A 13,125-nucleotide genomic window follows, 5' to 3' on the forward strand; every position below is an offset into this window, starting at 1 on the left:
CTAGTACCTTTTAAATTTTGAAGAATCATTATTACTGGAGGTGAATATAACTCTGCTCTCTACATGTATGCACTCCATGACCTTCATTTTTGACCTTAGGTATTCTTTCAAATCTGTCTTAGTTTGCTTTTCTCCCAGGGATACTTTATTTACATTTATCCTTATCTCATTCAGCCTGTCATACATGGCCAAAGAAAGCTGACTAAGTTTAAAAGCTCCTTGTCCATCCTCTGATGTTAATTTCTTATACTGGTTAAGTATCTCTTCACAGATTTTTAAATCCACTGTTATGTCCATTTAATTCTCCTTCATTCCAATTTTCTTATATCTCTGTCAGGAATTTTTATCATTGTATATCTTAGATATCCGTACCCTGTAAATTTATCAATTCCTTTTTTAACAGAATTTTTATCAATGTAATATCCCTTTTTAGGAGTTGCATCTGTCCTGAACCATTCCCTGTGGCTTATTATTGTTATCTCAGGTTCTGGAATTATTAAGTTTTTACTTGAGTTCCATTTCTTGCCCTGTAATTCTTTGCTTTTACTTGTCTGCTTTATTAAGTAAGATGCCAATTCTCCGTATTGGCCAGTATCGTCTAAAGGAAAAATTTTAACTCTTCCCTTTGTCCAGCTTTTTTGAAGTATTTTAGTATCTATACAATTTATAACTAAATGATGGTGTGCTGCTCCTCTACTTCCCATCTCCATAATGTGTATATATTTTAATTCTTTCCCTTGTTTCTTATACTCTTCTCTCAATTTTCTAAGAGCCTTATCTATATCCTTTCGCATTTCTTCTTTTGTAGATGGTCTTTCCTCTTTTTTATAATCAAATATTATGTGGAAATCCCCTTCTGTAAAATTTGCATTTATTCTTCTTCTTAACTTTTTTTCTGCTTGCCTTATATTTATTTTCTCTTGCTCTTCACTGGTAGGGTTTTTTATCTCACCTCTTTTTACTCCCTTAGCTTTATATCTATGTGTATAATATTTTTCTACTTCCACTGTTTTACCAGCTCTGGTTACACTCATAACATATGGCATATCTATAACCTCACTTTTACTCTTTAGTAATACTAACTATTTTTTACTTATGTCTTAAAGTTAATAGATTTATCAAGTCTCAAAAGCTTGATTTTACTTGATTTATCGCCATACATTTGATATACTATTTTTAGTAAATATTTTAAAAAATGTATAGCTTTATGGCTATAAATAACACTAAGTCTTTTAAAGAAAACACATTACTTTTCCGGCCAAGGTTAGGGTAATGTGTTTTTTTGTGTCCTCTTTTCTTCCTTAGTTTTCATTTTTAGTTTCTTTAACTTCTTTAAGGATTCCAGTTAGCAGCCTTATTGCAGAGTCTATATAAGAATCCCATGAATTAGGGACATCTATAGACCTTAAATCCATAATAGCTTCTTCTAACTTTTTTATATGTTTTTCTTCCATTGTGTACTTCCTTTCTATTTGGTATAATGAATTTGGATTTTTAATTAATTGTTTTGATGGCTTTATGCCATCTTTTTTTATTTCTAAAATTTCTATTATTTCCCCAAGAGCTAGCCCTTCTATGTCATATACTGTTTGTCCGTCCTGGCCATATATTTCAGTTCCGTCAAGTTCAAAACTGTCCTTTATACCTTCTATAGAACTTTTTAAGACCTTGCACACTTGGAGTTTCCTCCTTTCCACTACAATAGTTTCTATAGAGCTTTAAGTACTTAACATGCATCTATAAGCCTCCTTTGTTCTGCTACTACTAAAACATCTAACTCCTGGCTTACTTCTACTGTTCTCGGATCTGTAAATCCGTACTTTTCTATATATCTATGGAGCTTTTCTTGTAGCTCTTTCATGGTTGCGCCTCCTTAATACCATTTAGTAGGGCTCTTTACATGCAGCCATTGCTTTTTACCGTAAACCTTGTATTCAAATTTTAAGTAGGCTCCTGAAAAATCTTGGCAATATTTCACGCTTAATGGTTCTATAGTCTTTCTTGGTTCAGTTCCCCAGGAGTTATAGAAATTATTTAGAAATGCCTTAAATATTTCCCTATTAGCAGTTAGCTTGTTAAATCCTTTAATCTTTTCTACATTTAGCAATTACTTATCCCTCCTAAATTTAATCTCTTAGCGACTTACTAATTTCTGATATAAGTAACTTATACCCTGGACATTGTTCAGAATTACAGTTATAAGGTTGTCCTTTTTTATCCAACACCTTAGACAAGTCTCTGTAATTTTGGCAGAACAGTAAGCACAGAAATTTGCATCTTCTCTATTTTCTTTAGAACAACTTGGACATACTCTTTTTTTATGCATCCTTCTCCCTCCTATGTTTTTACTTTTTACCCCTTTCATGCTAATATTTTGTTAGGGAAGGGGGTGTCGGTTGTGAATAAAGTTTCGATTGCATTTTCTAATGGTGAGACATTAGAATTATGTGAGGGTCAAATAATTATGCCTATATCTAAGCTCATTGTTGAAGATGATATAAGCGTCTCTCAAGGAACTTCATACGAATTGTGGAATCATTGTAGTGCTGGAATGGTCCCATCCATCTGTGAGTTACTTTGCAAATGTGATTTTTTTCATTTAATTGATGATGAAGATACGGTTTACAATTCATCTGCTGTTGTTTCTATAAAAAACTTATAATTAAGATTCTGAACGGTTTGTTATTGGCAAATCGTTCTTTTCTTTTTCTAGGACCTTCCTTGCTAGACTGAATAAATACTCATACTTTTCTTGGTTTATATACTGATACATAGCTTTTTTCTTAAATGCATTCATTTCGCTCTCAACTTGCTTATATGTTTTGCAATCACTTTTTAATTCCTGGATTATTTCTTCTACAGCCTTATTAGTAGCTTTGTTATAGCTTTCTAATATGCATTGCATTTTTTTATATTTTTCCTCATTCATTCCTAACACTCCTATATTTTTACTTTCCGACTCTTTCATGGTAAAATTTTAATGAATAATTTTCACATTAAGAGTGCAAGTGCAATTGCACTCTTTTTCTATAGCTTCTTTTACTTTTTCTACCGTTTGCTTTAAATCTTCTATTCTATTTAATTCCAAGTTTATAATTATATTTGTTTTAGCCATCTAAGCCACCTCCTAATTCAATATCTTATTGGTAGCGGTTTACCAGTGCTTCTATTAACGAACACTATTTCATCATAAGTTCTGCGTTCCCTGAGATATTCTTCAGGCTTGTACCCTTCTTTAAGAAGTAATCGCTTTTCATTGGCAGTTAAACGTTTCCCGTGCTTCATGGCTACCCCCCTTTATAATTTTAATTTTCCTTCCTTATAAAGCTTTGCAATAAGCTCTGTAAGCTCTTTGCTTATGTCCCTTCCGCTTTCATTTATAATCCTGGCCTTAACAGTTTGTGTTTTCATTTTTATCCCCCATTTGCTCTAATTTGCGTTTTAGTTCCTCTTCCATTTCCAAAATTTCTTCTAACATTTTTCTCCTCCTTTGGCGGTTTCTAATGCAGCTATTGCAATCTCTTCAAATGTTTTGTTATAAAGTCCAGCAAGAATTTCAACCTTAATCACATTTAATGGTGTTTTTCCTCTTTCCAATAAGCTTAGGTGGTCAGGGCTTATTCCAAGCTTTTCTGCCACATATTTTCTTTCTAGCCCAACATTCTTTCTTACTTCCCTTAACTTTGTCATATGCTTGTCCCTCCTTTTACCAATACAATATCGCATTTTGCGATAAAGTAGAAGTATTAAAAATTATCATATTTAATTAAAATTTTAAAATAACTCTCTAATGCTTCGTATATCTCCCTCTATCGCATTTTGCGATAAAAGTCATAAAATACATATTTATTTATCTTGAAATGCGTTATATTATATCGTACAATATAGTCAAGGATGGTGATTGTTTTGACTATAATATCTGAAAGGCTGAAAGATGCAAGAAATAAAAAAGGATTGACCCAAGAACAACTTGCAAATATAATAAGTGTTTCCACAAGTGTTATAGGAGATATAGAAAGCGGTAGGCGTGTAGCCAGTAAGCGAACTGCTGCAAGGTTAGCTGATTTTTTTAATACTAGTGCTGATTATTGGTTTGATGAAAGCTCCACTAATGAATACTTCGAACATAGGGAAAAATATGCAGCATTGGACAATGTAATATTAACCTTAACGGAAAAGAGGATTATAAAAGATTCTAACTTCAGTGAAGAAGTTTGGAATATTATCAAAGATGCAATAAAAATAGACTTAAAAGTTTTATTCTTGTTTGATGAAAACTCCACCAGTGAATACTTCGAACATAGAAAAAAATATGTAGCACTGGACAATGTAATATTGGCCTTAATGGAAAAGGGAATTATAAAAGATTCTAACTTCAGCGAAGAAGTTTGGAGTATTATCAAAGATGCAATAAAAATAGACTTAAGAGTTTTATTAATGAATAGTAAAAAGTAGGGAAAGAGGTGTTTGTGAGCTTGAAAGTTGCTATTTATGGTAGAAAGTCTGTAGAAACAGACAAGGGCGATAGTATTAGAAGCCAATTAGATATTTGTAAAGATTATTTTTTAAGAAAAGACCCTAATACTGAATTCGTAGAATTCGAAGATGAGGGTTATAGTGGTGGAAATACTAATAGACCAGATTTTAAATCATTAATGATACGGGCAAAAAACAGAGAATTTGATGCCGTGGGTTGTTATAAAATTGATAGGATTGCAAGAAATGTAGTTGATTTTGTTAATATATATGATGAGCTAAATAAGTTAGATATAAAATTAATAAGTGTTACTGAGGGATTTGATCCTAGTACTGCTATTGGGAAATTAATAATGATGATACTTGCAAGTTTTGCTGAAATGGAAAGAGAAAATATAAAGCAACGTGTTAAGGATAGTATGAGAGAGCTTGCAAAGAGTGGAAAGTGGACCGGCGGCACTCTTCCTTTTGGCTATACAACTATTAGGGTAACTGAGGGTTCTAAAAAAGCGAGTTATTTGAGCGTTGACAATGATAATGTTGATTTGGTTAAAGAAATTTTTAATATTTACTTAGAAACTGGAAGTATGCATAAAGTTCAGAAATGGTTATATGATGAGAAGAATATAAAATGGTGTCTCAGTACAGTAAAAAATATATTAACCTCTCCAGTTTATGTTATGGCTAATAAGGAGATTGTAAATTATCTTAATAATTTCGGTGAAGTTTTTGGTAAACCCAATGGCGAAAGCGGAATTTTAACTTATAATAGGAGACCTTATACAAATGGAAAACATCGTTGGAATGATAAAAGCATGTTTTATTCTATTTCAAAGCATAATGGTATCATAGAACCTAATCTTTGGTTGCGAACTCAATCTTTGCAAGAAAAGAATAAAGTTTCTCCTAGGCCTAAAGCTTCTCAAATAAGCTACTTAACAGGTGTTTTAAAATGTTCTAAATGCAAGTCTAGTATGACTGTTAGCCATAATCATAAAAATAAGGACGGAAGTATATCATACGTATATATTTGTACAGGAAGAAAAGCATATGGCGCTAATTACTGCGATTGTAAGCAAGTTAAGCGCTCAATTTTAGATAAAGAAATCGAAGATGAGTTAAACTCTTATGTTAATTTAGATATAGAACAATTCAAAGAAATTCTAGGCACAGCTCTTGAAGATGATGGGTTAAAAAATAGAATTTCATCTATTAAAAAGAAAATAGAGTCAAACAGTAATAAAATTAATAATTTAGTAGATAAACTTTCAATGTTAAGTAATGCAGCTGGTGCAGCTATTTTAAGCAAGATAGAAATATTAACCAAAGAAAATGAAGTGCTAAAAAAAGATTTACTGTTTGCAGAGCAAGAGCAATTGCTTAACTCACAATCTGCGGATGTAGAAGAAAAGTATGAGGCTTTAAAACAACTTGCTAACGTCCTCGATACTAATGAAATTGATATAAAAAGAAGGCTATTAGAATGTGCAGTTAAAGAAATCTTATGGAATAGCGATACCGGATATGCGAATATAGTTATATAATTTAATACTGTATTTATATTTGGGTTGGAACAGTATGTACTAATCCACCTATGGTAAGTGTCTCTATAAGACCTGAAAGGTTATCCTATGATTACATATCAAAAACTGGTGAGTTCGTTATTAATATACCTAACTCTAAAATGGTGAAGAGAGTGGATTACTGTGGGGTTAAATCCGGCAAAATCATAGATAAGATTAAACATTTAGGCTTTAATTTAAGAGATGGAGTAAGGGTATCAGTTCCTTCTATAGAAGAATGTCCTGTTAACATAGAGTGTAAAGTTAAGGAAATAATTCCTCTAGGTACCCATGATCTATTTATTGCAGAAGTGCTTTCTAACTCTGTAGATAATAACATCATAGATGAAAATGGAAAGATTCATTTTGATAAAGCGGATTTAATATCCTACTCACATGGTGAATACTTCAGCCTTTCAAAAAAGCCATTAGGGAAGTTTGGTTACTCAGTTCAAAAAAAGCATAAAAATAAAAAGTAAATTTTATAGATTAAATTAGACAATAAAAAGCACAGGAAAGTATTTTCATGTGCTTTTTGTTAATTTACTTATGCAATGTTAATTATCTCATATAATTCACATAAATCATCTATCATATAGTCAGGGTTTTCCTTGTGAAGAGATTCTATGGGAAGTGCTGTATAGGTAACTCCGCAGGTCTTACAACCAGCATTTTTACCACACAAAATATCTATATAACTATCTCCTACCATAATTGTTTCTTCCGGTTTTGCTCCCAATAACTCCATAGCTTTTAAAGCAGGATGTGGGTTAGGTTTATGTATTTCAGTGTCTTCTGGAGTGATGATAACATCCATATATTCATAGATGCCAACTAACTTCATCCCTCTTTCAGCTAAGGTTTTTCTTTTAGAAGTTACCACTGCTATTTTAATTCCTGCAGCCTTAATCTTTTCAAGAACTTCTATTACCCCGTCAAAAGACCTGCAATAGCTATCATGGATGGACTCATTATAATTTCTATAGAAAGCCACTAACTCCTCAGCTCTTTCACTGTTATATCTCATCATCGATGGTGTTAATGGCTCCCCGAATAATTTAGTTATCTCAGTATCTTCTACTTCTAAATTTAGCATTTCTTTAAAGGTATGTCTAAAGGACATTATTATTAATTCGTTAGTATCAATTAATGTCCCATCAAGATCAAATAATAAAGCTTTAATCATATAGTAATCTATCCTTTCCTTTATTGTACAACCATTATAACAAAGGAAATATTATTATTCAAAACTTTTCACTGGTATATCCTTTAATTTTGCAAAGGTTATGCCCTTTTCTTCCATGCTGCGTATTTTATTTTTCAGTGCTGTTACAGTATTATGTCCTCCTGCTGGCCCTACATGCCCTATTACTATAGCATAGCCTTTTTTCAAAGCCAGCTCTGAAGCTTTGTCTAACTGATTTTCTATAACCTTTACATTATTGTTATTATCCAGAAATATATCCCTTTCAAAATAAGGCACTTGAAGTTCCTGACATACCTTTTTACCTTGTGAACCTGCTGTGGTTTTACTATCTAAAAATATTAAATCATAGCTCTTTGCCACCCTCATTACAGCTTTTACCACCCTCTCATCCTTCATGGCTTTAGAACCCGTATGATTATTAATTCCCTCAGCATACTTAAGCTCTTTTATAGCATCCCCTACTCTAAGTTCGATTTCCTCATCTTTAAGATTGGTGGTAATCCCTCTTGGTCCAAGCCAACTTACCTTTCCCTTTTCCGGTTCCATAGGAAGATGTAAAATAACTCCATGCCCCTTATCATGAGCGCTTTGTGCATCTTTAACACTAGTAGGTAAAAAAGGCATAACCGCAGCTGTGATAGGTATATTTAGGTTTAACATGTCCTCTGTTCCTTGGCTACTATTTCCAAAATCATCTATTACTACAGCGATTATTGCAGATTTATTACCAGCGAAAGCCATGGCATCATTATTTTTTTTATAATCTACAGATATCAGCAATGTCGCTAGTGAAAAAACTAGTAATGCTATGTTACATTTTTTAAACATTTCACATTTCATCATGATATATCCTCCTCTATTTAACAATAATAATTATTTAATAAAAAATATTGCAAAAACTTTAATAACAATTGAATGAAAACAACATATTATATGAATAAAAGAAACATAATAGGAGGTTAATATGAAAAACAAATGGCGTAAATATTTGCTGCTTCCCTTATTAATATTATTTTTAATTCCTTCAATAATATCCTGTAAAAGTAAGGAAACTCCTAAGGTTACTCCCGTTAATGGCATCACCAAAATAAGGCTGAATGAAGTAGCACGTTCCATATTCTATGCCCCCATGTATGCTGCAATCAATGAAGGCTTCTTTAAAGAAGAAGGTATTGAAATAGAACTTACCACAGGTCAAGGAGCAGATAAAACCATGCAGCAACTCCTTAGTGGAAGTGTAGATATAGGCTTTTCAGGTCCTGAACAAGTAATTTATATCTATAATCAAAAGAGAGAGGACTATCCAGTAGTTTTTGCTCAACTAACCCAAAAAGATGGTTCCTTCTTAGTAGGTAGAAAAAAAGATGCGGACTTTACTTGGGAACATGTTAAAGGTAAAACCATAGTAGGCGGAAGACCTGGCGGAGTTCCTGAAATGGCCTTAGAGTATGTTTTAAGAAATCACGGTATTCAGCCTGATAAAGATTTGAATCTAATAACTAATATAGCCTTTAATGCCACTGCAGGAGCTTTTGTAGGAGGCACTGGAGACTATGTAGCACTCTTCGAACCTACTGGAAGCATGCTGGAAAAGGAAAACTCTGGAGCCATAGTAGCTTCCATAGGTAAATCTGCTGGTGTTATGCCTTATACCTGTTTCTATACCACTAAATCCTATATGGAAAAAAATCCAGATATTATTGAAAGATTTACTAGAGCCATCTACAAGGGCCAACTTTGGGTAGCAAAAACCAAGGATGAAGATGTAGCAAAATCTATAATTTCCTTCTTCCCTGGCACAGATAACGCCTTAGTTATTAATGTAATTAAAAATTATAGAGATATAGATGCCTTTGCTGCAAATCCTATAATAAAAGAAGAGGATATGTCCAGGCTTATGGACATTATACAATCCTATAAATCAGATCTAATACCTAAACGCCCTCCTTTTGATGATATTGTTACAAATAAATTTTCAAAAAAGATAGTGGACGAAATCAAGTGATTCTTAGCTTCAGGTGGAGTTTGTTTAAAAGAAATACTTACTCCATCTGAAGCTTAGTAAATTTACAAAAAAGAAGGTGAAAAGATGAACTTAGTAGAAGTTAAAAAGGTTTATATAAATTACCATACTCCTCAAGGAGAAACAGAAGTTTTAAAAGATATTTCACTAACCATTGAAGAAGGAGATTTCATTAGCATAATAGGCCCTTCCGGCTGCGGCAAATCCACTTTATTAAACATTATCAGCGGTGTAATAAAGCCTTCCCAAGGAAAGGTTTTTTTAGAAGGAAACGAAATTTCAGGCATTGATACTAGGATAGGATATATGTTTCAAAGAGACCAACTATTTCCTTGGCTTAATTTATGGGACAATGTATCCATAGCACTGAAGATACAAGGAAAATTTCATAAAGATGCCAAGGATTATTTAAATTCATTACTGGAATCCTATGGTCTGGCATCCTTTAAAAACTATTATCCTCATGAACTTTCAGGAGGTATGAGACAGAGAGCTGCACTTATAAGGACTTTAGCTTTATCACCACATATACTCCTCTTAGATGAACCTTTTGCAGCCTTAGATTATCAAACCAGATTAAAGGTGTGTGATGAGATTTACCAAATAATAAAAAGTGCTGGAAAAACCGCTATTATGGTAACTCACGATATTGCAGAAGCCATATCTACCTCTTCTAAAGTAATAGTATTAAGCAAGAGACCTTCTCACATAAAAAAAGAAGTGCTCCTAGAATTTGGCGATGAATATGATACCCCTCTTAAGCGCAGGGAAGCTCCTGAATTTAGAAATTATTTTAATGCTATTTGGAAGGAGTTGGATTTTAATGATTGAAAAAGGCTATAGTAAAGAGCACTTAGAGTATTTAAAGAAAAATAGAAATACCAGTATACTTTTAGTTGTTACTAGGTGGTTAGTGCTTATTTCCTTAATATTATTATGGGAAGTGGCAGCTACGTACAAGTGGATTGATCCTTTTTTGACCAGTTCTCCCTCTCGTATAGTAAAGACCTTTATAACCTTTTGCAATGAAAATATTTTATTAAGACATATACTAGTTACCTGCTACGAAAGTATTATAGGATTTACATTAGGTACTATATTAGGTACATTTATAGCTACTATTCTCTGGTGGTCTGACTTTGCTTCTAAGGTTCTCGATCCTTATTTAGTAGTGCTTAACGCTCTACCTAAGGTAGCTTTAGGTCCTATAATAATATTTTGGGCGGGTAATGGTATAACTTCCATAATTGTAATCGCATTACTAATTTCTATAATAGTAACTATCATTAGTGTTCTTGCTGGTTTTAAAGAAGTGGATAAGGATAAGATAAGGCTGCTTAAAACCTTTGGTGCCACTAAATTTCAAATATTAAGATACCTTATATTTCCTGCCTCCATACCTACCTTTATATCTGCTTTAAAAATAAATGTAGGACTATCCTGGGTAGGAGTTATAATGGGTGAATTCCTTGTGGCTAAAGAGGGGTTAGGATTTCTAATAGTTTATGGAGGGCAGATAGCTCAACTAGATATGGTTATGATGTCTATAATAATACTGTCTCTACTAGCCTTCTTAATGTATATGGGCGTTTCAATACTAGAAAGCAAGATATCTAGAAAATACTAACATTAGGTTTAAATATGCAGAGATTCATAGTATAATCTAAGTAAAACTTCTTTGGAGGAACTGCATATGAAACTTAATAAAACACTAACATTAAATTTAATTATTATAGTAATTTTTATGGTTATTTCCTTTAAATTTAATGCCTATTTAGGAAATACCCTTCTTTCATTGTTTATCCTTTACAAATTGTATTCCCTAAGGGCATATTTTTATGCCATGGTAGGTAATACCAATTTTGCCAAAGGGCAAAAGGACAAAGCTCTACAATGGTTTAAAAAGGCTTCGGAAACTAAAAATTGTTCACCTAGAATTGCAACAAGCTATGCATATTTACTTTTAAAAGAAAAAGAAGTTCATAGCTCTAAAGAGATATTAGATAAATTGATAAGCAAAAATAATCTTAAGTTAGAAGAAGAGTCCATTATTAAGATGACCTTAGCTTTAGTTTATTGGAAAGAAGGTAATATTGATTTAGCAGTAGAAACCTTAGAAAATGTATATTCAAAATTCAAAAACTCCACCCTTTACGAGAGTCTTGGCTATTTATTAATTATACAAGGGGATTATAATAAGGCTTTAGATTTTAATTTAGAAGGCATTGATTATGATGCTGGCAACGACGTAATTAAAGATAATTTAGCTCAAAGTTATTATCATTTAGAAGATTATGATAAAGCTTTGGAGATTTATGAAAAACTAACCTCTAAGGGAGCCGCCTTTGCTGAACCATATTATTATCATGCATTGATATTAGAAAAAAATGGAGAAATAGAAAAAGCGAAAGAAATGCTTAAAACTTCTCTTACCTTTAAAGAATCTTTTTTAAGCAACTTAAGCAAAGATACCATGGAAAGTGAATTAAATAAATTAAATGAGGCTTATTAATAGCCTTATTTTTTTGAAATCACAGAATATTTTTTTTATTGTTAATATTAAATATTAAATCAAATTAGTAAAAGAAAGTGATAAAGTATAAAGGTGTGAACTTATTTAAAGGAGGAAAAATATGAAGTACCTAAGAGAACTACTAATTATTCTATCCATCTATTTACTAGGAGAATTTATAAGCAAATATTTTAATTTTCCTCTTCCTGGCAACATAATAGGGATGTTAATACTTCTTGCTCTTTTATGTTTAGGTATTATTGATGTAAAAAAAGTTGAAAATGTATCAAAGTTCTTTCTAGATCATCTTGCATTCTTTTTTATTCCTGCGGGAGTAGGACTTATAACATCACTTTCTTTACTAAAAGATACCTGGCTGCAAATTCTTATGGTGTGCCTATTAACAACTATCTTTACCATTGGGGTCACTGGTAGAATAGTTCAAAAAGTGCAAAAAACAAAAGATAATTGAGGTGAAAAATTTGAATCATATTATTAATAATCCCTTATTTGGACTAATAATTTCTTTACTAGCCTTTGAAATAGGTTTTTTTCTTTATAATAAATTTAAGGTTCCTGTTTTTAACCCTTTACTTATAGCTATAATTATCATTATTACATTTTTAAAGCTAACTGATATAAGTTTTGAAAATTATAATAGTGGTGCACAATTTATCAATTTGTTTTTAGGACCTTCTACAGTAATTTTAGCTGTACCCTTATACAAACAGCTTCCGCTTTTAAAAAAGAATTTCTTACCTATAATAACAGGCATACTTATAGGGTCTATACTTGGAATACTATCCATAATTCTAGCATCCCATGCATTAGGTCTAAATGTAGATATAATAAGGTCTTTAGCACCAAAATCAGTTACTACTCCTATTGGTATAGAAATCAGTAAGCAGCAAGGGGGGATAACTTCCATAACAGTGGCAGCTATTATACTCTCTGGAATTATGGGTGCCGTGCTAGGACCATTGGTGTGCAAGCTCTTCAAAATAAAGGACAAGGTTGCCATAGGTATTGCCTTAGGCACTGCCTCGCATGCAGTAGGTACCTCTAAGGCTATAGAAATGGGAGAAATAGAAGGTGCCATGAGCAGCTTATCCATGGGAATTGCAGGTATAATCACAGTATTCTTAGTTCCTATATTACTAAAAATATCCATGCTAATTATACGTTAGGACAAACTAATGGCATTCATATGAGTTATTAGCTAATTGAGAATTTAGAATTGAAAATTTAGAACTCATAGGCCCCCTCCAAAAGCTGGACTATTAATTCGAATGAAGTTAGAATTAAAATACAGTTAAGAGGAGGTCTTTTATGTCTATAAGGTTTA

General features: G+C 32.3%; 22 protein-coding genes. 10 read left to right on the top strand and 12 right to left on the bottom strand.

Annotated features, from left to right (window positions below; translation table 11 throughout):
• The 6 genes from BUA82_RS14770 to BUA82_RS14795 form a co-directional block, all read right to left on the bottom strand.
• Positions 1-297, bottom strand: a complete 297-nt coding sequence (locus BUA82_RS14770) for a hypothetical protein (RefSeq protein WP_073009874.1) — start codon at positions 295-297, stop codon at positions 1-3.
• A gap of 11 nt (positions 298-308) precedes the next feature.
• Positions 309-1,007 (bottom strand): rolling circle replication-associated protein, encoded by a 699-nt coding sequence (locus BUA82_RS14775; RefSeq protein WP_341430509.1) that lies wholly within the window; start codon positions 1,005-1,007, stop codon positions 309-311.
• A 294-nt stretch (positions 1,008-1,301) separates the two neighbouring features.
• Positions 1,302-1,676 (bottom strand): hypothetical protein, encoded by a 375-nt coding sequence (locus BUA82_RS14780; RefSeq protein WP_073009880.1) that lies wholly within the window; start codon positions 1,674-1,676, stop codon positions 1,302-1,304.
• Positions 1,677-1,726: 50 nt separating this feature from the next.
• Positions 1,727-1,861 (bottom strand): aspartyl-phosphate phosphatase Spo0E family protein, encoded by a 135-nt coding sequence (locus tag BUA82_RS14785; RefSeq protein ID WP_073009882.1) that lies wholly within the window; start codon positions 1,859-1,861, stop codon positions 1,727-1,729.
• Between the two features lie 12 nt (positions 1,862-1,873).
• On the bottom strand, positions 1,874-2,107 hold the full coding sequence (locus BUA82_RS14790) for a hypothetical protein (RefSeq protein ID WP_073009885.1): 234 nt from the start codon (positions 2,105-2,107) through the stop codon (positions 1,874-1,876).
• A 27-nt stretch (positions 2,108-2,134) separates the two neighbouring features.
• A complete protein-coding gene (locus BUA82_RS14795) occupies positions 2,135-2,326 on the bottom strand; it encodes a zinc-ribbon domain-containing protein (RefSeq protein WP_073009887.1) in 192 nt (63 codons plus the stop codon).
• 72 nt (positions 2,327-2,398) lie between these two features.
• Here BUA82_RS14795 and BUA82_RS14800 point away from each other — a divergent pair, with 72 nt between their 5' ends.
• On the top strand, positions 2,399-2,662 hold the full coding sequence (locus tag BUA82_RS14800) for a hypothetical protein (protein WP_073009889.1): 264 nt from the start codon (positions 2,399-2,401) through the stop codon (positions 2,660-2,662).
• Here BUA82_RS14800 and BUA82_RS14805 read toward each other — a convergent pair whose 3' ends face one another.
• The 4 genes from BUA82_RS14805 to BUA82_RS14810 form a co-directional block, all read right to left on the bottom strand.
• A complete protein-coding gene (locus tag BUA82_RS14805; RefSeq protein WP_073009892.1) occupies positions 2,663-2,929 on the bottom strand; it encodes a hypothetical protein in 267 nt (88 codons plus the stop codon).
• A 48-nt stretch (positions 2,930-2,977) separates the two neighbouring features.
• Positions 2,978-3,115: a hypothetical protein gene (locus BUA82_RS20735; protein WP_178140740.1), complete on the bottom strand. Its 138-nt coding sequence runs from the start codon at positions 3,113-3,115 to the stop codon at positions 2,978-2,980.
• Between the two features lie 17 nt (positions 3,116-3,132).
• Positions 3,133-3,285: a DUF6906 family protein gene (locus BUA82_RS20740; RefSeq protein WP_178140741.1), complete on the bottom strand. Its 153-nt coding sequence runs from the start codon at positions 3,283-3,285 to the stop codon at positions 3,133-3,135.
• A gap of 186 nt (positions 3,286-3,471) precedes the next feature.
• Positions 3,472-3,690 (bottom strand): helix-turn-helix domain-containing protein, encoded by a 219-nt coding sequence (locus BUA82_RS14810; protein ID WP_073009894.1) that lies wholly within the window; start codon positions 3,688-3,690, stop codon positions 3,472-3,474.
• A gap of 216 nt (positions 3,691-3,906) precedes the next feature.
• Here BUA82_RS14810 and BUA82_RS14815 point away from each other — a divergent pair, with 216 nt between their 5' ends.
• From BUA82_RS14815 to BUA82_RS14825, 3 genes are read left to right on the top strand one after another with little or no spacing between them, the layout of a single operon-like run.
• On the top strand, positions 3,907-4,455 hold the full coding sequence (locus tag BUA82_RS14815; protein WP_073009896.1) for a helix-turn-helix domain-containing protein: 549 nt from the start codon (positions 3,907-3,909) through the stop codon (positions 4,453-4,455).
• Between the two features lie 14 nt (positions 4,456-4,469).
• Entirely contained in the window at positions 4,470-6,020 is a 1,551-nt protein-coding gene (locus tag BUA82_RS14820) for a recombinase family protein (RefSeq protein WP_073009899.1), read from the top strand.
• A 17-nt stretch (positions 6,021-6,037) separates the two neighbouring features.
• Positions 6,038-6,517 carry a flavin reductase family protein gene (locus BUA82_RS14825; RefSeq protein ID WP_341430514.1) on the top strand — a complete coding sequence of 160 codons (480 nt, stop codon included), beginning with the start codon at positions 6,038-6,040 and terminating at the stop codon, positions 6,515-6,517.
• 68 nt (positions 6,518-6,585) lie between these two features.
• On the opposite strand, the gene ppaX is transcribed toward BUA82_RS14825, so the two are convergent.
• Both ppaX and BUA82_RS14835 read right to left on the bottom strand, forming a co-directional pair.
• Entirely contained in the window at positions 6,586-7,224 is a 639-nt protein-coding gene (gene ppaX, locus BUA82_RS14830; RefSeq protein WP_073009901.1) for a pyrophosphatase PpaX, read from the bottom strand.
• Between the two features lie 54 nt (positions 7,225-7,278).
• Positions 7,279-8,088, bottom strand: coding sequence for a divergent polysaccharide deacetylase family protein (locus tag BUA82_RS14835; protein WP_083599964.1), 810 nt, complete (start codon positions 8,086-8,088; stop codon positions 7,279-7,281).
• A 121-nt stretch (positions 8,089-8,209) separates the two neighbouring features.
• On the opposite strand from BUA82_RS14835, the gene BUA82_RS14840 reads away from it, so the two are divergent.
• The 6 genes from BUA82_RS14840 (at position 8,210) to BUA82_RS14865 (ending at position 12,967) form a co-directional block, all read left to right on the top strand.
• Positions 8,210-9,250, top strand: a complete 1,041-nt coding sequence (locus BUA82_RS14840; RefSeq protein WP_073009902.1) for an ABC transporter substrate-binding protein — start codon at positions 8,210-8,212, stop codon at positions 9,248-9,250.
• Positions 9,251-9,334: 84 nt separating this feature from the next.
• The gene (locus BUA82_RS14845; protein WP_073009904.1) at positions 9,335-10,099 is read left to right on the top strand and encodes an ABC transporter ATP-binding protein; all 765 of its coding nucleotides are present in this window, start codon (positions 9,335-9,337) and stop codon (positions 10,097-10,099) included.
• Positions 10,092-10,895, top strand: a complete 804-nt coding sequence (locus BUA82_RS14850) for an ABC transporter permease (RefSeq protein WP_073009905.1) — start codon at positions 10,092-10,094, stop codon at positions 10,893-10,895. Before BUA82_RS14845 ends, BUA82_RS14850 begins: the two co-directional genes overlap by 8 nt.
• Positions 10,896-10,961: 66 nt before the next feature.
• Positions 10,962-11,780 (top strand): tetratricopeptide repeat protein, encoded by an 819-nt coding sequence (locus BUA82_RS14855; RefSeq protein ID WP_073009907.1) that lies wholly within the window; start codon positions 10,962-10,964, stop codon positions 11,778-11,780.
• A 121-nt stretch (positions 11,781-11,901) separates the two neighbouring features.
• The gene (locus BUA82_RS14860) at positions 11,902-12,252 is read left to right on the top strand and encodes a CidA/LrgA family protein (protein ID WP_073009908.1); all 351 of its coding nucleotides are present in this window, start codon (positions 11,902-11,904) and stop codon (positions 12,250-12,252) included.
• A 10-nt stretch (positions 12,253-12,262) separates the two neighbouring features.
• On the top strand, positions 12,263-12,967 hold the full coding sequence (locus BUA82_RS14865; protein WP_073009910.1) for an LrgB family protein: 705 nt from the start codon (positions 12,263-12,265) through the stop codon (positions 12,965-12,967).
• Positions 12,968-13,125: the final 158 nt, after the last annotated feature.

It is taken from the genome of Clostridium amylolyticum, assembly GCF_900142075.1.
In the GTDB taxonomy this organism is placed as follows: Bacteria; Bacillota; Clostridia; order Clostridiales; family Clostridiaceae; genus Clostridium_AA; species Clostridium_AA amylolyticum.